Annotated in this window: 16 protein-coding genes; 7 read left to right on the top strand and 9 right to left on the bottom strand. The window is 64.4% G+C overall.

The window, feature by feature from the left end; all coding sequences use genetic code 11:
- Positions 1–90: 90 nt before the first annotated feature.
- A complete protein-coding gene (locus ACI2KI_RS03120; protein WP_404617635.1) occupies positions 91–1,065 on the bottom strand; it encodes a FecR family protein in 975 nt (324 codons plus the stop codon).
- Positions 1,066–1,075: 10 nt separating this feature from the next.
- Positions 1,076–1,567 (bottom strand): RNA polymerase sigma factor, encoded by a 492-nt coding sequence (locus ACI2KI_RS03115; RefSeq protein WP_404617633.1) that lies wholly within the window; start codon positions 1,565–1,567, stop codon positions 1,076–1,078.
- Between the two features lie 484 nt (positions 1,568–2,051).
- On the opposite strand from ACI2KI_RS03115, the gene ACI2KI_RS03110 reads away from it, so the two are divergent.
- From ACI2KI_RS03110 to ACI2KI_RS03100, 3 genes are all read left to right on the top strand, one after another.
- Positions 2,052–2,291, top strand: coding sequence for a helix-turn-helix transcriptional regulator (locus tag ACI2KI_RS03110; protein WP_404617631.1), 240 nt, complete (start codon positions 2,052–2,054; stop codon positions 2,289–2,291).
- A 62-nt stretch (positions 2,292–2,353) separates the two neighbouring features.
- Entirely contained in the window at positions 2,354–3,952 is a 1,599-nt protein-coding gene (locus ACI2KI_RS03105; RefSeq protein ID WP_404617629.1) for an AAA family ATPase, read from the top strand.
- A complete protein-coding gene (locus tag ACI2KI_RS03100) occupies positions 3,939–4,793 on the top strand; it encodes a hypothetical protein (RefSeq protein WP_404617627.1) in 855 nt (284 codons plus the stop codon). The genes ACI2KI_RS03105 and ACI2KI_RS03100 overlap by 14 nt, the downstream gene beginning before the upstream one ends.
- A gap of 99 nt (positions 4,794–4,892) precedes the next feature.
- Here ACI2KI_RS03100 and ACI2KI_RS03095 read toward each other — a convergent pair whose 3' ends face one another.
- The 5 genes from ACI2KI_RS03095 to ACI2KI_RS03075 are packed head-to-tail and all read right to left on the bottom strand — an operon-like array spanning position 4,893 to position 14,401.
- Positions 4,893–8,999, bottom strand: a complete 4,107-nt coding sequence (locus ACI2KI_RS03095) for a hypothetical protein (protein WP_404617625.1) — start codon at positions 8,997–8,999, stop codon at positions 4,893–4,895.
- 28 nt (positions 9,000–9,027) lie between these two features.
- Positions 9,028–10,500, bottom strand: a complete 1,473-nt coding sequence (locus tag ACI2KI_RS03090) for a Z1 domain-containing protein (RefSeq protein ID WP_404618919.1) — start codon at positions 10,498–10,500, stop codon at positions 9,028–9,030.
- Complete coding sequence (locus tag ACI2KI_RS03085) at positions 10,469–11,917, bottom strand: hypothetical protein (RefSeq protein WP_404617623.1); 1,449 nt, start codon at positions 11,915–11,917, stop codon at positions 10,469–10,471. The genes ACI2KI_RS03090 and ACI2KI_RS03085 overlap by 32 nt, the downstream gene beginning before the upstream one ends.
- Positions 11,914–12,903, bottom strand: coding sequence for a PD-(D/E)XK motif protein (locus ACI2KI_RS03080; protein ID WP_404617621.1), 990 nt, complete (start codon positions 12,901–12,903; stop codon positions 11,914–11,916). Before ACI2KI_RS03080 ends, ACI2KI_RS03085 begins: the two co-directional genes overlap by 4 nt.
- A gap of 7 nt (positions 12,904–12,910) precedes the next feature.
- Complete coding sequence (locus ACI2KI_RS03075) at positions 12,911–14,401, bottom strand: ATP-binding protein (protein WP_404617619.1); 1,491 nt, start codon at positions 14,399–14,401, stop codon at positions 12,911–12,913.
- Positions 14,402–14,548: 147 nt separating this feature from the next.
- Here ACI2KI_RS03075 and ACI2KI_RS03070 point away from each other — a divergent pair, with 147 nt between their 5' ends.
- The 4 genes from ACI2KI_RS03070 to ACI2KI_RS03055 all read left to right on the top strand — a co-directional run bounded on the left by ACI2KI_RS03070 (position 14,549) and on the right by ACI2KI_RS03055 (position 18,228).
- A complete protein-coding gene (locus ACI2KI_RS03070; protein ID WP_404617617.1) occupies positions 14,549–15,205 on the top strand; it encodes a hypothetical protein in 657 nt (218 codons plus the stop codon).
- Positions 15,206–15,493: 288 nt separating this feature from the next.
- Positions 15,494–16,405: a hypothetical protein gene (locus tag ACI2KI_RS03065; protein ID WP_404617615.1), complete on the top strand. Its 912-nt coding sequence runs from the start codon at positions 15,494–15,496 to the stop codon at positions 16,403–16,405.
- A 630-nt stretch (positions 16,406–17,035) separates the two neighbouring features.
- Positions 17,036–17,560 carry an MbcA/ParS/Xre antitoxin family protein gene (locus tag ACI2KI_RS03060; RefSeq protein ID WP_404617613.1) on the top strand — a complete coding sequence of 175 codons (525 nt, stop codon included), beginning with the start codon at positions 17,036–17,038 and terminating at the stop codon, positions 17,558–17,560.
- Positions 17,560–18,228, top strand: a complete 669-nt coding sequence (locus ACI2KI_RS03055) for an RES family NAD+ phosphorylase (RefSeq protein WP_404617611.1) — start codon at positions 17,560–17,562, stop codon at positions 18,226–18,228. Before ACI2KI_RS03060 ends, ACI2KI_RS03055 begins: the two co-directional genes overlap by 1 nt.
- Positions 18,229–18,317: 89 nt before the next feature.
- Here ACI2KI_RS03055 and ACI2KI_RS03050 read toward each other — a convergent pair whose 3' ends face one another.
- Together ACI2KI_RS03050 and ACI2KI_RS03045 are read right to left on the bottom strand one after the other, a co-directional pair.
- The gene (locus tag ACI2KI_RS03050; protein WP_404617609.1) at positions 18,318–19,211 is read right to left on the bottom strand and encodes an FRG domain-containing protein; all 894 of its coding nucleotides are present in this window, start codon (positions 19,209–19,211) and stop codon (positions 18,318–18,320) included.
- A 153-nt stretch (positions 19,212–19,364) separates the two neighbouring features.
- Positions 19,365–22,340: a TrlF family AAA-like ATPase gene (locus ACI2KI_RS03045; RefSeq protein ID WP_404617607.1), complete on the bottom strand. Its 2,976-nt coding sequence runs from the start codon at positions 22,338–22,340 to the stop codon at positions 19,365–19,367.
- Positions 22,341–22,400 lie beyond the last annotated feature (60 nt).

Raw genomic sequence — 22,400 nt, 5'->3', positions numbered from 1 at the left:
GAACTCCCCCGATGTCTTATCCGCCTGACTGCGGAGCGGGGAAGAGACGGTGCGTTGCGGAGGACACCCTAACCGGCGCGGAGATTTTTCCTACGGAGCGCCGGCGAGGACGATCCGGCCGTCCGGGCCGCGCCGGATTTCGAGGGGATAGAGATCCGTCAGCGCCGCGACGAAGCCGTCGACGTCTCCGGCGTCGAACGCGCCGCTGACGCGGTTGGCGGCGACGCCGCCGTCGCGGATCTCGATAGGGTTGCGCGTATAACGGTTGACCTCGGCCACGGCGACCGCGACGGGCGTGTCCTCGAAGATCAGCCGACCGGTCGTCCAACTGGTCGCTACGGGTATGCTGACGGTCGCCACGACCGGCTGCGGGGCCGAGGTGACCACCTGCTGGCCCGGGTTCAGCGACCACGTCCTTTCAGGCGTTGCGGCGTCCCGCACCGCCACACGGCCCTCGACAAGGACTACACGCGCGCCATCCGTCAGGCGGCGTACGTCGAAACGGGTGCCCAGGGCCGTGACCTCTGCGTCGCCGGCCGTCACGACGAACGGCCGCGCCGGATCGCCTTCAACGTCGAACAGAGCCTGGCCTTCGGTCAGAGAAACGGACCGGCGCTCTCCGGTGTAGCGGACGCGGATGCTCGACGCCGTGTCCAGGGTGACCCGGGAGCCATCGTCGAGAACCACGACCCGTTGCTCCCCGACCTCGGTGGCGTAGGTGAGGGGCTGCTGGAGAAACCAGACCCAGCCGAGCCCCGCCGCCACGACCAGGGCGGCGCAGGCCGCACCCAGTGGTTTGAGAACCCCAACGAGACGCTCGCGGCTCGGACGGCCGGCGGCGCGTGTCCGGGCGTCTTCGACCAGCGCGGCCATGGTCGGCGTGCCGGTCAGGTTTCCGGCGGTGTCCCACAGGGCTTCGATACCGGCATAGGCGGCCGCATTCTCGGGATCCCGACGCCAGGCGCTGAACGCCTTGACGTCGTCGGCTGTGACTCGGCGCTGATTGAGCCGCGCGAACCAGTCCGCGGCTTGCTTGCGCCTGCTTTCGGCAGCTTCGATCGTCATCAATCTTCGCCTAGAGGTCCAACCGGGAAGCGCAGTACTCGAGCGCCCTGGACATCCGCCATTCCACCGTCTTGACGCTGATGCCGAGGGTCCGGGCGATCTCCTGATAAGTCATACCGCTAAAGCGGCTCAAGACGAAGACATCGCGATGGAGTTGCGGCATGGCGGTAATGATTTCGCCGAGCATGATCTGGTCGATCTGCGGCGCGCTCTCGGTCTCGGCAGGGTGATGCAGTTCCAGCGCGCGGTTTCGTCGGACCTCCCGGCGATGCTCGTCGCGCACCAGATTCATGGCCACTGTGAGAAGGAAGGCCTTGGGGTGTCGGATGTCGTTCGCGGCGTGCGGCGCGATCCGAAGATAGGTCTCCTGCACCACGTCTTCGGCCGCATCGGAGCCGATGCGAGCCCGTAGGCGTCGATTGAGCCAAGCCGCATAACGCCGATAAAGACGGTTCAATCCGTCATCGGCCGCCTCTGCTCCCATATGCTCCGCTTCGGTCACGTGCCTCTCCGGCCTCAGAACGAGAGCCTTGGAATCCGGAACGTGGACGAGCAGCGTCGAGCACGCTCGCGCGCTCGACGCTGCAAAGGGCCGCAGAGCCCGCACGCAGGGCGGCGGGACGAAGTCGGATGTCGCACAGGGGATTCCAAGCCCCTACCGACGCAGGCGTCGGCGGCGGCAGCATGAATCAATCCGAATCCGGGCGCAAGCGGGAGGGGTCGGGCGTTGGAATCCTCGTGTTCGAGAGGCCCGCTGCTTTAGCCTGCGGCGCCGCCTCCGCCTTGAAGGCGGACCCCGGCTCCCGCTGCACGCCTATCTCACGGCGCCCGACATCAATGCGTCTACGATCGGCGTGAAGGCGCTGCAAGTCCTGCATGTGGGCAGTCTGATTACCGCAAAAACCTGGCGGACGGCCCGCAATTCACTGTCGTTGCTGTTCGTATGAGTCGCACGTTACGGGAATGACGTACTCGGGGAGGTGAAGATGAGCGTCCGTCCGAATGATGATTGTCTTGATGCACCGGGCCTGAGCCCGCGTGAATCCGAATGCCTGATATGGGTCAGCCGCGGGAAGAGCTCTTCCGACGTCGGCGCCATTGTCGGCCTCTCCCCGCGAACGGTAGACAGCTACCTTGAAAAGGTCTGCGCAAAGCTTAGAGTCAGGACGCGGATTGAAGCGGTTGCTGTCGCCGTCAGGACCGGGCTGATCGATCCGGATTCATAATGATATTGAGGTTTTTCGCTGCAGCGCTACCGCGCTCGCGATGCCGGAGTTTGTGAGCCGACATGCGTCTATTCGTGCAATCGGGGCGGAGCCCTCGCCGGGAGCCCTACGACGATGTCTGGGTCCTGCTCGAGAACACTTGGAACGACTACTCCTACCGAACTGTATACGGCCTCTATCGTCAGACGGCGGGGTCTCACATCCACATGGGATCTGTCAAAAGTCTTCGAATTGGTCAGCGCGAGGTCGAGACCACCTTGCCGCTCGGAGAATTGCCGGAGGGCCGACTGCCTGACGACTGCATCTCCCGCGGAAACAGTCTGGATCTTTATGTAGCTCTTGTGGAACTCGGGCAGCAGAACGCGCGCGAAGTCCTCCGGAACCTGCGCGACATCGCTCTGCATCCGGATCTGATGGCCCCCTTCATCGACGAGCCGGGACTTCGGGTTTCCCTGCATCGCGATGAAGCTGAACCCAATGCGTTCTACGAAGATGCGCGAGGCGTCATCGAAGCGGGCGGTCCGCCTCCGGATGCGAATGGTTTCACGTTCAGCTTCGCACCGGGACCTGATGCGGAGATGATCGAGTTCGCATTCCGGCCGGCTACCCGCGTGCCTCTGCACGGCGAAGTCGGGCCGTCTCGACGGATGATGGTCCTCGTCGGCGCCAATGGAGTAGGCAAGACCCAATTGCTCGCGGGCCTCGCTCGGGTTGCCTACACGCCGCCTAAGGAGCGGGACGCGGTCGCCGACAGCGGACACTTCGAAGGGCAGCCCGCATTTCCGAGCATTGTGGCGGTCTCCTACAGCGCCTTCGACACATTCGAACCCCCGGCCCTCCAGGGTGACAGTCCGAAGGCGGTCGCCGATCAACTACGGGATGGCTCCGGACGCTATGCCTACTGCGGGACCCGCGATCTGGCGTCGGTCTTTCTGGATCCTGACGAGCCCGCCAAACTTCTCAGCCCCGGCGCTCAGGCGCAGCTGTTTGCAGCGCGTATCGATCAGGTCAGGTCGTCGGACCGGCTGGAGCTGCTGGCGCAGGCGCTTGCGCCGGTGTTTCGGGAAGACTCTTTCGCCCGGTTGGCACCGCCGATCCCGAATGGGATCCTCCCGACACCACTCGCCCGTCTGAATGCCTTTCTCGGACAGGATCCTGTCGCCGCATTCATCAGCCTCTCGAGCGGGCATATGATTGTGCTGCATGTCCTCGTCAGCCTCGTCGCAACCCTGAAGCGCCGGGGCCTGGCGTTGATCGACGAACCGGAAACGCATCTGCATCCTCCTCTTCTCGCTGCGCTCATGACCGGGGTCCGTCGTATCGTCGACAGGCTCGGCGCCTACGGCGTCATCGCCACCCACTCGCCCGTGGTGGCTCAGGAGGTGCTCGCGAGCCAGGTGAGGGTTGTGGAGTACGGCGTCGTCGGCCCGTTGGTCCGACCGGTGGGCGTACAGACCTTCGGTGAGAACACGGGAACCCTAACGCGCGAGATTTTCGGCCTTCACACCGGCGCGACCGACTACCGCCAGATGCTGGACGACATGGCCAATGCACTCAACAGCGTCGAAGCGGTCGAGAACGCCTTGGGTGAACGTCTGTCGACCCAGGCGGTGGCGCATATCGTCTCATTCCTCGGGAGGCGCGACAATGCGGTCGGTTGATTTTCGCGAAGAGGATTTTCCAGACGGACTGTCGGCCACCAACAGCGGCCTGTCCGCCGACGCCGAGTTGACTGCCGACGAGATCGCGCGCCTCCAGACCCGTTTCGGCGCCTATACGGATGCGGGCGGCCGCGGAGATCTCGTCGCGCCTGATCCTCACTGGCGGTCTGAACGGGGTTCGGCCATCGCAGCTGGATACAAGCAGACATATAAGGGCGGGCGCCTTTTCGACCTCCGGGGGCAGCTCAAGCGGCTCATGGCGAACCGCTGTCCCAGCTGCGGCGGGGCGCGGCCCGGGGAGCTCGATCATCATCTGCCGAAGACGGCGTATAGGGAGTTCGCCGTGCTCCCGGCCAATCTTGTGGCCTGCTGCGGCGCCTGCAACAGAACCAAGGGTGCCGGAGTCGGAGGCACGGCGGAGGAGGCGCTTCTGCATCCCTACTTCGATCGCCTGCCCGAAACGCCGTTTATTCAGGTCGCGGTGGATGTTGGAGAGCGCTACGTACGGGCTGCATTGGCGTTCGACGAGGGTGCGGCTATCGGAGACGACCTGCTTAAGGCGCGCATGTTGAATCATTTCGCCCGGGTCGATGTGAACCTCCAGTTGGAGTCCGAGGTCGAAGAACTGATCGGAGAGACCAGCGCGGGCTTCTACAACGCCAATCCTCCACCTTCAGCCGAGACGGTCGCAACCGCGTTGCACAGCGCCGCTGATGCCAAGGCGAGCTATTTCGGGCAGGGATGTTGGCAGGCTGCCGTCCTCCGCGCGCTGGCTCAAAGCGAGGCATACTGCGCCGGCGGGTACTCGGCTACACGGCGGACGGTCGTGGCCGGCGCGTGAGATGGAGCTGTCCCTCGCGGTAGACAGCGCCTATTCGCCGGCGTGGCCGGCTGCAGTCGTGTGGAGACTACCCGCCATGACGACCAGGCGTGGTGCGCCTCAGTCTGCGCCGGCGGGTTTCCGGCATCGATCCCAGAGGGCCTGAAGGTCCGATCGCCCTCGGACGAAGCCTTCAAGGGACGTCTCTGTGACCCGGACGACGTGGTTGAACCGTGTTGGGGGTTTCTGGGGCATGCCGTAACCAGGCGCAGGTGACCACTTCATAGGAGGAAGCGGTGGCCCTTCATCCGTATCGGACCATACCCAATCCAGGCGACGCTCCAGTCCTCCCAACTGCACCAGCGGATCCCAGACCCAGTAGACGTGGTACCCGATCTCGTGAGTACCCACGAGGAGCGCCATAAAGTAGCGACCCGGCAATGACTCCGCTTTCGATCGCTCGAGCTCGGACCAGTACAGTCGCTCGGTGGTGAGGTTCTTCACCTCTACATGCCACTCAATCGTACCGTCGGAGACGATCAGATCGCTCTCCCGGGCGTCGGCGTCCCGCTCGTTGAAACGGGCGTCCCAACCGTCAGGAAGACTGCGTTCGACAGCGAGCGCGAACCAGGCTTCCGCGGTGAGCCCACGAACGGAGGCCCGTTCGGCAGCTTCTGCGGCCGCAGCCTTCGTCTTGCCTCGGCCGGAAGTCCCTTTGCCGGCCCCGCTTCCATAGAGTGAGCGTTTGGCGAGCTTCGCCGGGGTTTCCGGCTCTGGGGTGTTGCGGATCTCGTCGAGCGTAGGAGCGATGACTGGGCCTGTCGTCTCCGGCGTTATATCGGGCGGCGCATCGGGCTCGTCTTCAACAGGCGCCGTTGCGGACGTTTCCGGATCCTCAACGTCGTCCTCGTCGAGGATGAGGTCCGTGAGGCGATAGGCGGGGATGCCGTCTTCAATCAGAACCATCGCCACCGCGTCACGCGGAGCGGCCAGGATAGCCGCGACCCGCCGTCGTAGGTCAGCCGCCGTAACGGGGGGCAGGCCTGCAACGCAGGCTCTGGCGAGGGCGTCCCATCGTCCGAAATCGATGTTGACGCGCCAGATGTCGCCGTCCTGGTAGGCTGCGACCGACCGGGTGCTGATGGTGGTTTCCCCCAAGGCTATGCTTAGAGTCAGGCCGTGGACCGCTTCGACGTTGGGGGATTTCCATTTTTTGATCTTGCTCTCGAACGTCACAGCAAGCGCTCTGCGGCGCGCTCTTAGTCTCCGCCGCAGAGCCTCGGTGCCGCCCTTGCTGACCTCCAGGTATTTCGGGCGCAGCTTCAGAACCGCCGATGCCCTGCAGACCCCGAACACGGCCTCGCTGCGCTCGCCCCGAGAAAGCTGGGCGGGGAAGATAGCTTGGCCGGCGGAGCGGAGCGCCTCCTGAACGTCAGGAGCCGCTAGGTCCGGCTCATCGATCCAGATCGCCGACTTGCCAGGAACCACGACGAGTCCTGACGCAGACTCGCAGACGACCTGTGCCGCTTTCAGAGCGCCGGGCTCGAGCCGGCGATCCAGGGCCGTTTCGTAGAAGGCCCGGATATCGCGAAGAGAAAGCCGATCCGGGGCAGCCGACACTTCGCGGGCGATCGCCTGTGACCAGCTCAACCAAATCTCGTCGTCGGCGGGGAGTTCGTCCTTCAGCCTGAGCTTGCCGACCAGTAGAGCTTTCAGACTTTTCCGACGCGCGCCGTCGATCTGATGAAGTTCAACGATTGGAGTGACGCCTCGAAGGCCGTCGTCGGGCCAGTAGGCGGCCTCCGGCGCCACGCGGTCCGCGCCTGATTCAATCCCCGGTCTGCACCGGAGGTAGGGCTCGCAGCAGAGTTGCCAATGCGCATAGGAGCCGTAGCCGGGAACCCTGTGCACTTTGTCGACGCCTCCGATCTTGCCCCATCGGGCGGGAAGGCTCTCCGTAATGGGGGCGAGCGTCTCGAGCATTTTCAGGACCGTCACCGATCCCACGTCTTTCAGACAGTCGGGGAAATCCTCAAAGCACCAGTCGGGCAGGGGATAGCGAAAGCTCTGGTCGGTGGCGCGCTGGAATTGCGCCATGCCGGGCATCCAAGAGGTCATCCGACGTAGTTTCGGCTCCCAAGAGACGCCGAGGTAGCGCAGCAGACCCTTCCATGAGCCGACGGCGTTCGCCTGCTTCGGCTTGCCGATGATATAGCCGTCTGAACGGTTCCGAACATACTTCGCCATGCCCTCCGGCCCCTGTATTTCCTCAGAGGCATAGGCGTTCACCGTCGGCACCCAGCTGTTCTTGTAGGGGGCCCGCATTGCGTGGGCGAGTTTCTCGCGCACGCTTTCCGCTTGATCGGGCAGACCGGGCACGAACGGCTTGATCGTACGAAAGTCGAGCTCCCCCAACCATCCGCGCACAGTTCTTAAGGCTTCCCATCCGTGTTGAGACCATGTCTCATCACTCCATTGCGCTACCTGCGGGGCGAGCGCGTGCGCCAACCAATCCTCACGCGTGCGGAGCAGTCGCCCCTTCAGCAGTTTCGCCCAATTCGCGCGGCCGGTCGGGTTCAGGTCGGCGTCTCCCGCCGCGTCTCCGAAGTCGGGGTGCAGGACGTCGCTGCTGAGCCAGGACGGCCAGTCGTCGGCCGCAGCGTCAGCGAGAGGCAGGTCATCCGCGAGAGATCGGAAACGACCATCGACGGTCGGCCACATCTGGATCAGGGCGAGCTTCTCCAGCGTGCCCGCGGCAATACCGCCTGCGCCCACGCAGGCTGTCTTGGCGACGGCCACCGCCGATCGACAGTCCGCAACACTGGAGCAGGATACGTGCGCCAGAACCCCGGCATATTCATAACTGTGGAGCGACCTGGCCTTGAAAACACTGTGAAGGATAGGGAAGCCGGCCGCGATCGTCGGATCGACGAGGCGTTCCTTTGCGACGGTCCGGCTTTTAAGGGGGAGGAGGTCGCCCAGCCCATGTTGCCAAGTCCGTGTCTCACCGGGCGCCACGCGATCCCGAGTTCCGATGATCGGGACGAACCGCGACGCCGAAACGGCGTCCGCGATTGCCTTCTGCAGGCGTCTCGCCGGGAGCTTGGACGAAGAAGGCGCTCCGCGCACGACGTCGCCGAACAGTCGAAGCGCCTGAAGCGGAGGAATCGCCATAGCCACGTCGGCCGCGAGCGTCGCCGTGGCCTTGATCAGCGAGGTGTCGTTTTCGCCTCTGACGAGGCTGTTCCGGTTCTCAGTGAGCTTAAAGGCGGCATGGATCAGAAAGCGCGCGCCGATGGTCTCTCGGGTCGGGAAGAAGACGTGCAGAGGGAGCTCGGGCAGTTCGGCTTCAAAGGCGGGAACGGCGACGGCTGTACTCAGGCGTTTGCCTTCGGCATCGGAGGATCGCCACATACGCGACCACACCCGCCAATCCTGCGGGGCTGCGAGATCGCCCTCCCTCACGGTGAGGCGGATGCGGGCGTCGGTCAGATCACCGCTCGGCCGCTCCGAACGCGTCAGCGTTCGGCGGCGTCCGTCAGCAAACCGGATCTCCACCCCGGCCAGGTGCTGGCTGAGGAGGAGAAAGTACGGCGTGAGTTCCTGAAGACGATCCGTCGCCTCGGATCTCGCCTCGGCGTTGCGGAAGGGTAGGCGAACGATGGTGCCGAACCCCTCTTTGCGAAGCGCCGAGACGTACCGGTCGGGCTCGGCCGTATGTGGTAGATGAAAGATCAGCGGCGGCGGTTTGGGATCGCATCGCTCCAGGAGCGGCCGTGATCGCGCCGCGTCGAATTCAAAGCTGAACGGGCCGGAGAAAACCGCGGGACGGTCGGTGAACTCCAGGACCGATTTGAAACCGAGACCCTTGGCTCCGATCAGGTCTGCGGACGAGGCGTTCGGCGGAGCCATAGCGTCATCGGCGTTCTGGAGCAGTTCCCAGATACATCGGCCCTCATAACTGCGTTCGGTTTCGTGCTGCTGATTGTAATCCGCTCGGATCTGGTTTGGATCGGCGCGATAAACCTCGAGCCGACGTGCGCGCATCGCGTCGACGAGCGCGCCGTCGGCGCATGGGTAGGTCTCAACAGGCGGCCAGCGACCTTTCGTGCTGAGATGTGCACGAGTGACCGAAAGGAGACCCAGACGATCAAACGGCCTACCCGCGTTGGCGGCGTATAGGGCCTCGTCCGTGACCAGAAAGCGGATCCGCTTTGCAGCGGCCATCAGCTATGCGGCCCCGAGCCCGACCCGCTCACGAAGCTTCCTGCTCGACGACCTTCTTCACGTCTTCGACGTCGACCACGGCGTCGAGCTCGGGACCCTTGATGTAGGTGGTGAAGCCGACGGCGCTGCGGATGCCGTTCTTCGGGTAGAGCAGTGTGAACCCGACAGTCACGCCGGCGCGTTCGCCCTTACCCTTCTCCTCGACGATCGGGTACAGGATCATCACCCCGGTTCGGGGCTTGCGGAAAGCTTCCAGATCTTCGGACGGGTCGACCAGCAGATCAGGCCCTGCAAGATGGCGGGCGAAGGCGCGGTGCGTCGGATCGTTGTAGGTATTGAAGCGTGTCGGCGACTGACGCGTCCGCACCACGACGTTCAGATCGGCGCCGCCGAGTTTGAAGGCGCCCTGCGGTTTGGAGATCTCAGGGCTGATCACCAGCCACCGTTCGATCCCGGGATCTCCGGCCGAGCCTTTCAGGAACTCCAACTGAAGACGAAGCGGATTACCGTAGCGGGCATCCGGCGATTTGGCGTCATACCAGGTGTAGCGCTCCAGGAACTCGATCATCCGCTCCGGCGACGTTTCGAACGTTGTGCCATCGAACGACTTGACGACGCCTTTGTGCCTTCCGGTCGCGCTCAGGGGCTTGGCTTCGGCGCCTTCGACGAGAGCCTTAAGCGCCTCGATATTCTCCTTCTTGGCCTTCGCGTCCTTGGGGGCGAAGGTCGATTCCGACAGCTCTCCGCCGTAGTTGCGGAAGGTGATGCGTGCGTTGCGCATTTTGTTGGCCGCAGTGGGCCTGAGCATGTGCGCTGGCACAAGCGGCGGAACCGTCGCAGGGACCACATTCGGATCCTCCGCGTAGCGAACCAGATCGCCCCGGAACATCTCCTCATCCCGGCAGATGGCGCCGAACGCCTCATACAGGTTGATGCGCTTTTTGGAGCTTGGGCCGCCGTCGATCTCGTCCGTTCCGATAAAGAGCCGGACAAGGTCCTTGTATCCGCGCCGGAAGCCGAACCAGCGGCCCATCTGCATGAGGGTGTCGGACGCCCCGGCGCGACGCCGATAATAGGTGACCGTCAGCCCCTCCACAGTATAGCCGCGCGAAAGCTTGGCTCCGCCCACGAGGATTTTCCAGACCCGCTCGCGGTCGAAATCCGGGGTTTCCAGCTTATGTTCAGTGTTGACGATCCGCACCGCCTGGGAGGGCTCGCCTAGGCGCTGCAGGCACTCGGCGACGAAGGGCGTCAACGCCTCGAAATCGTCCGGGAAAGGAAAATCCTCGCCGCGATGGCCGTGGACGACCCTGAAGTCATCTTCGAACAGCTTTTCAAGGCGCGTCAGTCCCTTGCCCGCCTCGTAGCCCGCCTTGGCGTAGATCGCCTGAATCTCCTTGGCGAGGACCTTGTGATCCGCCTGCAGCTGCGTGACGTGGGCCAGCATGGTGTGATGTTTGAACTTAAGCTTAGGATCGACGTCGCTCCGGTAGAGCTTCAGCGCCCGCCAACACGTAGCTGTCGATCGCCTTGAGCAGGTTCTGCGGTTTGTCGTCCTCTCCGGTCACGGGCCGCACGAAGTCGCGCTGGTTCGGACCGATTTGGCCGTCAACGGGCAGGTCAAGGTCGTAGAAGTCGGCGACGCCCATGTAGCCGGTCGGTCGTGGAAGCGAGATCAGGAAGTCCTTGGGGAAGATGTCATCCGCTGCGGCGGGGTCGACCAGCGCATTGGCGGAGGGCGTGGCGGTGAATCCGACGTACTGAGCGCGCGGGAGCTGCTTCAACAGGCCCACGATGGCTTTGTTGGTTTCGGTGCGCTCGATCACTTCGCCGGACGCGGAAGGGGCGGCGGTGTTGACCGAGGCCTGGTCGCTCTCATCGTCGATGATCAGCACCGGCACCTGATCCAGCCGCGCTCCGATCTTGTCGCGTTCCAACGAGCGCAGATCGGCCGCAAGCTTCTGCAGGATGGCGGGGTTCTTTTTGACCACGGCGATGCGCGCCGTCGCCGGGTGCAGGTTCTCCGGATCGAAGAACTGCTTTGAGGTGTCCCTCCGCTCGAACTTCAGCGCCTCCTTGCCGTAGTCCAGGCTCTTGTAGTCGCGCTTGTCCGGACCGGTCAGGCGGTAGATGTCGAAGGCCGACAGTTCTGACGGGCGCCCGCCGTGCGACAGGAACTCGTCGTAGTCCGGGTCGGTCTTGTATTCGTCCTGCAGCAGCTCGCGACCGATCAGCTCCTTGTCGATCCGCCGTTGGGTTTGCGACCGCAGGACGTCCAACACCCCCGCCATGACGATGATGAGTCGGTAGCCGGCGTCGGCGGCCTTCGCGATCAGGCCGGTGAAGTTGGCGGTCTTGCCGCTCTGCACATAGCCGACGACGAGCCCCTTGGATTGGTACGCCGCCGACGCCAGCGGATCTGCCAGCTTCTCGACGATGCGGTTAGTGTTCTGATCCAGTTGCTTGATGCCGTCTTCATCCCAACCGTTAGCCTCCAGTTGGCCGACGTAGGCGTCCCAGTAAAAGGAGCGTACGGCGCGGATCTCTGGAGTGTACCAAGGCTCCCGTTTGACGGCGATGACGGTCGCCTCTTCCAACGGGTGGAAGGCAAGTCGGTCGTTGCAGAGGTCGATCCAGTCGGCGTCCAGCGCGAGCTTCGTATAGATCACGGCGCGGCGGGCCTCGGAGTTGCGCGCCGTGGTGTCGGTCCAATCCGCATCGACGTTGTCCCATTGCGCCAGCCGTTTGCGGAACAGACAGAGCGTCACATCCGTCGGCGCGCATGTCCGTAGATGCTCGAGCATCTGCTTCGCCTGGAAATCGGGCGCCTCGTCGGCTGCGAACTCCAGCGCCCGCTCCAGGGGTTTGGGCCGAGCCGCCATACTGCCCAAAGCGCCGTTGAGAATGTCGAACATCATGAAGAGGCGTCCTGGACGGGAGGAACGACCGCCAGAAATTCAGGCGATCCGTCAATGTGGCCGAGACCGGTGACGTCGATGTCGTAAACGACCTTGCCGATCCGCTCGGGCGCAAATCGTGCGGGTAGGGCGGCGAGGGCGCCGGGCACGAGCCGCGGCACGCCGTCTACGACCGGGATGAGGGTGATCTCGCTTCGCAGTCGGCGGCGGCGCCCGTAATGAGCGCGGTGGCGCTCTACGAACCCCGATGCATGGAGCCGAGCCTCAAAGCTCTGGCGATGCTCGCATCCGATCGCGGCGCGGAGGTCGTCGACCACGTCGGGCAGGGTGCGGCCCCCGCTGCCGGCGTCGCCGGTCTGCATGGAGACGAGGAACAGGCGGCAGCCGACGCTTGGGTTGAGCTGACCTTGACCGTTGATCCGATGAATCCGGAGCTGACCGCCGGTCGTTTTGACCTCGAACTCATCATCGCCACGGCGGAAGTCGTGCGCTTGGCGGTCCGGTCCTACCCAGGTTGCGACGGCGTCTGGGACGCTCGCGCCGATCAGCCGCTCCAGAAACAGCAACTCGCCGAACAGCCCGGCCTGACGTTCTTCGGACAGGACGGCCGTTCGTTCGAGCAGGCTTTCCCACAGAGCTACCGATTCGCTCAACGCGGCTTGGGGCGACCCGCCCTTCAAGACCGCCTCGGACACCTGTCCGATCAAACGGTAGAAACTTTCGAACAGAGCAGGCGAAGTCGTCGCCACTTCCAGATGGCGACGGCCATCGACCGAGACGTCGCTGAGCGTGATCTGTTCAAGTGCGGAGGGCAGGGCCTGCGCGGCTGAAGCCGGGATCTCGAAACGCGCGCCAAGTCGGGCGGCGCCGAGGTCGGTGAATGCGTGCACGCCCGGGACCGAGCGCAGCACCAATCGATGCGGCAGACCGGTGTCGATATAGTCGCGCTGGATGTCCTCCCAGGGCGGGAGTGTCGTCGTGTCCATGGGGCCGTCAGCGTCCGATCGCGTCCAGAAGCAGCGCGTTGCACGTCTGCAGATAGGCCGTCCGCTTCCCGGAAAAGCGCAGCCGTTCGAAATCATCTTTGAACAACAGGAAGAGAAGCATCTTCACGAGCGGCGCATCTGCTCCGGACGCCGGGGCTTCGCCCAGAATATCGCGGCGATAGTCCTTGTTCAGGATCAGCCGCGTCTCGGACAGGTCCAGGCGGAAGACCTCGTCCTCCTCCAGCGACTCCCAGGAGAAATCGAGGACCTCGTGCGGGCCTTCGCCGGCCAGCAGTTTGGTCGCATATTTGCGGACCGGCATGGGCATGCCCTGGCCCGGGACCAGAGTTGCGGATTTGGAGGAGCGGGCGACGCGCCGCGCCGCCGCGCAGGCTTCGCGCGCGGCGTCGAGGAAGGCTTCAAAATCGGTGTCCTCTCCTTCCGCACGCAACAGCGCCTGCGACTGGGCGGCTGTGACCTGGAGACCCGACTTCTGCACGTTGACGCCAAACCCGGCAGTCGGCAGCTCCACGGCGACGCGGGCCAGAACCAGATCCGGATCCTGGTCGTTGCGGACCACGCCGTTCCACCCGCCGGCCTGGATGATCCGGTTGTTCCGATAGAAGAAGAAACCCTGATACGGCGCTGCGGTGCGGCCGCCGAGAAGGAAGCCGTCGGCCAGCGACCCCGACGGCCAGATGTGCGCCTGCATGGACAGCGTGCCCACCCCCGGCAACTCGGAGCTGAGATCCTTGGGCCAGCCCTCGGCGCCCGTTAGGGGATAATCAAACGGATCGCGGGGTTTGATCGTGCGGGGAAGCGCCAGGCTGCGGCGCTCGTGCTTGACGGTGATGGCAATGGTCAGCGCGCCTTCAGCCAGAAAACGGTGGAAGACCAGACCCAGGTGTCCTTCGATCCGCGACACCGCGGTCGCCAGGAAGGTGTCGAGATCTTCATCGCCCCCGCCCACCGCCAGGCGGGTCAGCCGATCCCAGACCACCAGCGTCCCCGTCGCAGGCCGCTTGGCGGGAATGCAGAGCTTTCTGAATTCCTCTGCGCTGGCCTCGCCGTCGAGGAACTCACAGGACCAGTCCTTGTCGATCTGCTCCACCGACCAGCGCGCCGCCGAAGTGGCGCCGCCTTGGCGTGAGATCACTGTCAGCGTCTCGCACTGGCTGAAGGACGCGGATTTCAGGCCCATGCCGAACACGCCGAGATCGTCCGGATCATGGTTCGTCCGTCCGGCGAACTGCATTCCGACTCTCAACGTCGCCGCGTCCATGCCGCGTCCGTCGTCGGCGATGGTGACCGAAGTTACCTCCTCGTCGTTGCGGTAGACGGTGATCTCGACCCGGCCGGCGCCTGCGTCGATCGAGTTGTCGATCAGATCGGCCAGAGCGTCCGGCAGTTCATAGCCGATGCGTGACCAAGCCTTGATCGTGCCGCCGCCCTGCGGCGGCAGCTTTGCGCTGTCGACAGCCCTCAGTCCTTCCAGCATCCGCACGATCCTCCCCCAGTCGGGGGTAATGATCCGAACGATTCCGTGCAACCGACAAGCGAGGTGGCCAATCCAGTCTACGTCCGCTATCGGCGTGTCATGGCACGTCGTTCTCAGACCGCAGACCCCGAATACCTTCGCGCCCGGTTGATCGAGATCCTGCAGGATCTGCCGGAACGTCTGGCGCACGGCACGGTCGGTGAACAGGTGGGCGAGCTCGTTCAGGTTCATCACCATCTGCGCGATCTCGGCGCCTCCATCGGGGCGGCCCTCGCGCCGGAAGACTCGGGTTCAGGTCGCGCCCGACTGATTGCCTATCTGCGCGCCCAGGTCGGAAGGATCGTGCATACAGACGAGCTGATGATCGTCGCCGGAATCGGCGACTATCCCCGGCGGATCCGCGAGCTGCGTACGCAGCACGGTTGGCCGATCATCTCCGGTCTGGCTGTACGCGATCTGCGCTCCCTGCATGCCTCCCGCGAGGCGCTGCGGGCTGTGCCGACGGGGATTGCGCCGGACGAGTATCTGCTCCTGGAGGACCGTCAGGACCGTGATGCCCCGGAACGTTGGATGATCGCTGGTCGTATGCGCACCGTCGATCGGCCGCCGGCGGCCCTTGTGCAGGAATATCTTGAGCAGTTCCCAGGCAAGCGGGTCACGGCCGAAGAATTGCGGTATCTCGTCGGCAACCGCACCGACTGGACCGTAGGCGTTATCGAAATGGCCGCTGCAGGCTGCAGGATCGAGGGCGCGGATCTCAAGGCGGACGATGCGCCTGCAGGCATATTCATTTTGCGGAGTTGAAGTGAGATTCTTGCCCGCCCTTTTTCGGGTGGGTTAGTCGGCTTTTTGGGTTCGTTGTGGCCAAGGCCTGTCGCAGCCTCCCATCATCGACGCTGCGCAGGAGATCCAGGGGGCACCGATTGAAGGGACTGTATCGCGACCACAAGTTGTGCCCTGATCTCGCAGCGGTGAGATTTGAATGCGGGGATGCGCGTGCCGATACCAGACAAATTGTATCAAAGCTTGGCCGCGGAGGCGCGATGGGTCGTGCTCCGCTCTTGGCTGAACGCGCCACGCCGTCCAGCACACGTGCCCGACGAAATCGATTTTCTGTTCGCCTTGGTCCGCTACGGCGTCGCCGACTTGGGAACCGCTTGGGGCCCTGTGCTGGCGTCGGAGGGTGTTTCCGTGCGTGTGACCGGGGTTGTCGTCCATCAGACGCCCCAAGCCTGCTACGACCATCCGACTGCTGGCGCCGTGCGGCCTGAGCTCGCCGATCTGCTCCTGGTGCATGAGCATACCGAGACGACCTCGACCGGGCCGACGACGCGACGGCGCGCGGTGATCGTCCAAGCCAAGATGGCGACCTCCGGCGTCGCGAGCGGCTCCGGCCACCAGGAGTATCTCTACGAAAACTGGCCTGACTTTAAGCTCAGAGGGGTCGGGGCCAATGGCGACCGTTTCCTCCCCGGCCTGCGACGCTTCGATCTGGGCGACGCCCTGTGCCGTAACGGCCTGGTCGAAGATTGGAGGGGTTTCGCGAGGAGTTCGGTTCCCTGGGAGTACCCTATGCCCTGGACCTTCGCTGCGCCGGTGCGGCCGATGCGCGCCGCCGGCGGTGAGGATCTCGGCGGCTACTTGGCCCAGATGCTTTACGTCACCCAACCGATGCGGGGCCAGGACACCGGAATACCCGCCCGACCCTTCTGGCTTTCACAGGGGACGCCGAACAATCATTTCGAAGTGACCGTCGAGGAACTGCTCACCCTCACCGCCGCCAAGACTCTCAAGGCCCGAAACAAGTCGTATCTGACCGGCCTGCGCGGCGAGCCGGTCGTTTGCTTCCAGACGACGGGAGGATCGACGCAGGGTCTGGGTGACACCGGCGCGATGTTCCGTCCCTCCGACGGTGGTGACGACATCGAGCCGCCTGACGGGGAGGGGGCTGAAGGCCGCGGCGGGGCGATCATCGTTGTGGAAACCGCGTCCGGCCCCCGCTGACCTCGGCGCGTTCGGGCCCGGATTCTATCGACACCCGGCGCTGAGAATTAGGGGCTGGGCCCTGCGCGCTCGTCTCTCCACCGTCGCCTGAAAGGCGATGTTTCCAGTGGAGTTTTTGTGCGCAGTCCGAAGCTTGTAGTCTCTTCTACAAAGTTGCTGAGGCGTAGGAGGGCAGCCGCGCTCCAGGGGGCGAGCCTTCGGGCGCGATCGAGAGGAGGGGGACCTCGCCGGACGGCAGCATGCCAACTCGAGCTCGCACGGCAAGGTCGTGCCCGCGCCCGCGCCCTGAGGACATGGCCGAGCGCCACTTCAAGTTCGGAGCGGCGTTGCGCCAGGCTGGATCGATCCCGAGCGATCGCGGCGAGTGCTTCCGCCACGCTTGCAGGAATGGCGGCCATCTGACCCTGAAGATCAGCCGCGGCGCGCGATGTCGGCCACGGCCAAGCGGTCCGCCAGAACTGTGCGGCGGCGGGCGTCGACCTGGGCGCGGGGCGCAGAGCGGCGCTGTCCCCCTGCGTGACGAGCGCGTCGGCCTTGGCGGCTCGTTGTCGTGAACCGCGCGTGAGCCGAGGCTCGGCGGTTGATATTCGACCGAATATGGACTATGTCCAGATTTGTTAGGAGATGGTCATGGCAATAGGCATCGTTTCCGGTCGCGATCCGCAAGTGGAACTGCCGCGCCTCGATGTGGCGCGCTTCGCCCCGGCGAACCGGCGCCGTCTGAGCGCGCCCGCGCTTCGCACATTCACCGCCATCGCCGATCTCTGGGGTCTGAACGAGGAGCAGCGCCGCCTGATCCTCGGTTACCCGTCGCGCTCGACCTATCAGAGCTGGTGCAAGCAGGCCCGCGAGCATGGCGAGATCACGCTCGACGTCGATGTGCTGACGCGCATTTCGGTGCTGCTGGGTATCCATCAGGCCCTAGGCGTCCTGTTCGCCGATGAGCATGAAGGCGTCCACTGGCTGCTCCGACCGCACGATGCGGCGGTGTTCGGCGGGCATCCGCCCATCAACCTCGTGACCAACGGGACCCAGGATGGATTGATGACGGTGCGTCGCTTCCTCGACGCCGCGCGGGGCGGGGCCTACATGGCCCCCAACGCCCTCGATGCGGCGTTCGATGCCTATGACGACAGCGAGATCGTCTTCAGCTGATGGAGAAGCTCGTCGCTGCGCCCCGTCCGGCCCACCGGCTGGTGCCGTCGCGCTTTCCGCCGATCGGCCTGTTCGACACCGTCGCCACGGCGGCCGATGCCGCGGCGGTGATGGAGCTGGCCGGATGGACGAACGACCGTCTGGTCGCCGAACGGATCGACCGCCTGCCGCGCGATCAGTGGGTCTATGGCCGTGCCAACGCCAGCATCGTCATGGCGTCCTTCCTCCATGTCGCGCCGGGCGGCATGCGGTTCAATGGTCCGGATCTCGGCGCCTGGTATGCGGCGGCGTCGGTCGTCACCGCAGCCGCCGAAGTCGGCCATCATCTGCGCCGCGAAGCCGTGGCGCGATCAGTGAAGGGAATGCGGCGGACCTATCGCAACTATACCGCCGCCTTGATCGGCGACTATCGCGACATCCGCGGCCGACAGGCCGCCTTGCCCGACGCCTACGCCTCCGACAGTTACGGGGCCGCGCAGGCGTTCGGCGAAGGCGTACGGGCGTCCCAGGCGTCTGGGCTTCTTTACGACAGCCTGCGCCATCGCGGCGGATGCAACATCGTCGCATATCGGCCTGTCGGCGTCGCCGAGGTCGTGCAGGCGGAGCATTTCGAAATCAGCGTCGAGGCGGCATCTCGCCGAATCGAGGTTCGCAAGCTGAGCGCATAAGAATCGGTAACGCCGCCTTCGGCCGGAGCCGAACGCCGTCGCGCATGGCGGCGCTGCGAATGCTCGGTGAGGGCGACTGGCCAAGCGACCTAGGATGCCTTCGCCGAGCGCTTGGCGACCAGCCGAGGGCGCGGCGCCGACTCCTCGCCGTCGCCGTTCTCGAGAGGAACCAGCTTGCTCATGATGTACTTGGCTGCCGACTCGACTTCGGGAAACAAAGCAGCCCGGTTGATGTTCACCCGATCAAGATCGCGCAGTATCCCGGCTTTTGCGTCTTTCGGGACGGGAATCTCCGAAACTCGGATGTCGAGATCGTTGTCGCGTTTGAGCTCCGACGTCAGCCCGAACAAGAGGAACGCGCCCTGCTGCGCGATGATGCGAGGGTTGGCCTGCTTCGGGCGCACGACTTGGATGCTCTTCAGATCGTCGATGCGAATCTCCGGCAGAAAATACGGTTTCTCCGCGCGAATGAATTGAAGCAGCCGCTTCCCGGCCTGGACCCGCTTCAGCGTCGTGTCTGTTTCGGCCTTTCGCAGCGCATCGCGTTCACGCCCCGTGAGAAAGGAGAGGTTCGAAAGGCAACTGACGGTGTCGCTGTCGAAATAGCGCACCGCGGTCGCGGGCGCGGACAGCGTGACCAGCGCACCGTCGGCATCCGGATCGGTTTCGCACGCGAAAAAGAGCGCGACGAGCGGATTATAGGTGAGATCCAGCAAGCGGGTCGGCAGCGAGAAGTGCTGCATCCGGACCAACTGCTCAAAGACGTTTCGATCCGCCTGGAAGGCGGCGGGATGCACCGAGATCAACTCGCGGAAGATGTTCTTCTCGTCCTTGCGCTGCGCCCGAACCCGGAACAGCGATGGTTGCAGCTTGTAGGTCTTCCTCGGATGGCCCCGGAACAGTTCGACTCGCCCTTTTGGCGGCGCGCCCTCGCTCAGTATTTCGAAGAACCCGGCCAGGCTCGTGATCATTTTGGTCGTCATTCGTTTTCCCCCACCGGTGCCCTTTGCAGGCGCCCCGTCGATTACAGGCCGATAGTCGAGTGAGACTTCCTTGTCCGTCCCAGCGCTCGGACCGGCGTGCGGCTGGCTGCGCCCTCACAGGTAGTCCAACCGGTCACGCGTGAAGCTCCGCCGTCAGCGCCTGAGGCGAACCCGCATGCGGCGGGCCCGCTCGCGGAAGGCTTCCTCGCCGCCCTCCAGGATATCGCAGACCGCCTTTCGGATCGGCTCGTCCTCAAGTCCGCCGCTGATGTAGCGGATCGTCGGGAGGCCGCCGCTCTTATCGGGACGGCTCTCGGCGATGATGGTCTGGTCGGCGTCCGTGTTGATGACGAGGTTGGCGTTGTGCGTCACCATGATGACCTGGCGTTTCGCCTTCGCCTCGATGAACAAGGACACAAGTTCGTCGAAGACAGACTTCGGGTCGAGATTCTCCTCTGGCTGGTCGATGATCAGCGGACGATCGTCGCCGTCGTCGAGTGCGAGATAAAGCAGCAGCAGCACGATGCCCCGGGTGCCCGGCGAGAGCTTCCGGATGTCGACGCCGTCATAGGCGATCTCGTAGCGCACGGAGATATGGTCGGTCCCGAACAGCCATTGCGCGAACTGTCTCGACCAGGCCCGGAACTCCACCTGCTGCGTCGGCGCATAGGGGGCATGGGCCAGTATATCGCGCGTGTAGGTGCCGATGAACGCCGTCATCGCCGCCTGCACGTCCGAAGACGCGCCCGTCTGCCAGGCCGGCTTCAGATCGGCTTCGGCCACCTTGATCAGCGAGCCGCGTCCATAAAACGGCCCGGCCTTGCGGCAATCAATCAGATGTTCCTCGGCGATATGACCCCAGCTGGCGGTGTCCACCACGCGCGTCACGGAGAAACCCAGCTTCTTGAGGGTTCCGGTCTCCTCAGACAGGCGTTTCATCAGCGGGGCGTAGAGTTCGGCCAGCGTCGCCTGCTCGCTGACGACGGCGTCGAAGACGCGACCATAGGCGGCGTCTCTTTCCGCCTGCAGCAGTCTGCGGCGCTCGATCGCCCCCTGGGCGTCGATCAGCTGCGTCCCGATTGCCAGTAGTTGGCTGTTTTCCTGGGCGATGCGCGCCGAAAGGGCCGTATACTGATTGCGGACGAGCGTGTCGGCGCTGATGAGCTGCTCGAGCCTCGCCATCTCCGCCTTGATTAGCGCGAGCGGGAGCGCGGCGAGATCGGCGCCGTCGGCGATCAGCGGAACCTTCGGATCGCCGGGGGGAAGGGGAGTTCCAGTGAGGGCGGCTATCCGCTCGTCGGCCCATTGGATATATCCGGTCAGGGCGGCGTCGACGTCGCCCTTGTAGACCAGCAGGAAATCCTCCCATTGCAGGCCATCGAGTCCGCTCCCCGGATAGCGGGTCTGCGCCTCGCGCAACATCTCCGGCGCCTTTGTCGCGCGCATGCTGCGGACCTCGTCCTGCATCGCCACAAATGTGCGGCGCTGGTTCGCGAAATTCTGGATGGTCGCGTTGATCGCCTGGGCGGCCTGGTTCAACGCCGTATGCCTTGCCGCCTGCTCTTCGGTTCCCTTAATGACGAGCTTGGAGAGGTCCAGCGTATAGCCCTCGATCATGGCGCGCTTCTGCGCGGCCTGATTCTCCAGCACCGGAACGAGCGCCTCCTTTTCGAACTCGTCGGCGATGCGCTCTGAAATGTCGGCGATCGCTTCGGCTTCCCGCCGCCGCGCTTGCTGGTAGCGGAAAGTCCGTTGTTCGCGGAGTTGCGCGAAATTCACCGCACCCTCGCGCTCGTCCTGCGGATGGGCCTCGAAGATGACGCGTTCGATTTCGCGGATCAGGCCTTCGGAAGCGCCTTTCGACGAGCAAAGCTCCTCGACGAACTGCTGCGACAGATAGCGTGCCCGTTTGAAGGAAAGCGGTCCGTTTGCATCCCGTCCATCGAGAAAGCGGCTCGTTTGGCTTCCGCCGCCCCAGCTCAGTGTCGCCTTCGCCTCGCCGATCAGCGGTCGGGCACGGACGAGGAATGAAGGGCTGATCGATTCATCGGCGTTCCAGGTTGCGGACGGAATCGCGTCGCACGCGGCCGCAACGATGTCGGCCAGCGCCGTCTTGCCCGACCCGCGGGCGCCGATGATCGCCACCAATCCCGGGTTGAGCGGGATCACCGGGGTCGCGGCCCACGCCGCGCCGGCAATTGCGACCTCGGCGATGACCTGCGACGGCATGGCCGTGCGCGGCGGTTCAGCGCCGACGAAGGCGCGCCCGCCCGGATCGATGCAGGCCTGTCGAAGCGCGTCGAACGTCAGCGCCCCCTTGATCCAGGAGTAGCGGTCGTTGGCGGGTTGCCCGACGGCCGAATGATCATGCGCGTCGCTGCCGTGCAGGCAGGGCTTGCGCCCGGCGTAGTTCTCGCGGAGCTGCTCTGCCGATACGACGCCCTCGCCGAGCCAGAACGACCGATCCTTCGGGCTGCTCGAGAAGATGACATGGGCGAATTTCTCGATCTCCTGGCGAACTGTCGCATCGGCGGCCTGGCGCACGCCGGACGTGCCGTCGTTCGAACCACCCGCCACCGCGACGAGAATGTTCCGCCGGGCCCAGTCATTGCCGCCGAGCACTTCGCGGAGCTGCGCAAAGCTCACCTTGAATTGCGTGGCGCCGTGCGCAAGCGCTGCGCGGTCATCGACCAGCGCGCTGTTGGCGCGTCGGCCCAACCTGATCAGTTCCGAGCGGGTGCAGCCGAAATGATCCTCGAAGGCCTGGAAATGCAATCGCGCGAGGAGGCGCTGAACTTCGGCCAGATGTTCGGGATCTTCCGGACTGATCAGAAGATGAAGATTGACGAAGCCGTTCTTCGCCGCGACGTCGAGGCGAACCTCTATGTTGGGGAAGATGAGTTGGACATCGCCGAGGCGTCCGCCTGCCTTATAGTTGAGCAGTTCCTCGTAAGTGTCTGTGACATAATAGTCCGTCGCCGCGATCGCTTCGATTTTCGGGGTCTGGCTTTCGAGAGCCGAGATGTAGTCGCCCCACGGGTCGGGCCCGCCGAACTGGTTGTTCAACACGGTGCCGGGCGCATGAATATGCGGCTCCCAGCGACGCCATTCCGAACCCCTCGCGATCATTCTCACCCGTCCCCGCGCGTCCTCGTTCCACCTCCATAGACCAGGGTTCCGGGAAGGGGA

Origin of the sequence: Brevundimonas sp. NPDC046655 (assembly GCF_044901625.1) — a bacterium.
In the GTDB taxonomy this organism is placed as follows: Bacteria; Pseudomonadota; Alphaproteobacteria; order Caulobacterales; family Caulobacteraceae; genus Brevundimonas.
The sequence above is the reverse complement of the archived record's forward strand: the minus strand, read 5'-3'. Positions and strand labels throughout refer to the sequence as shown.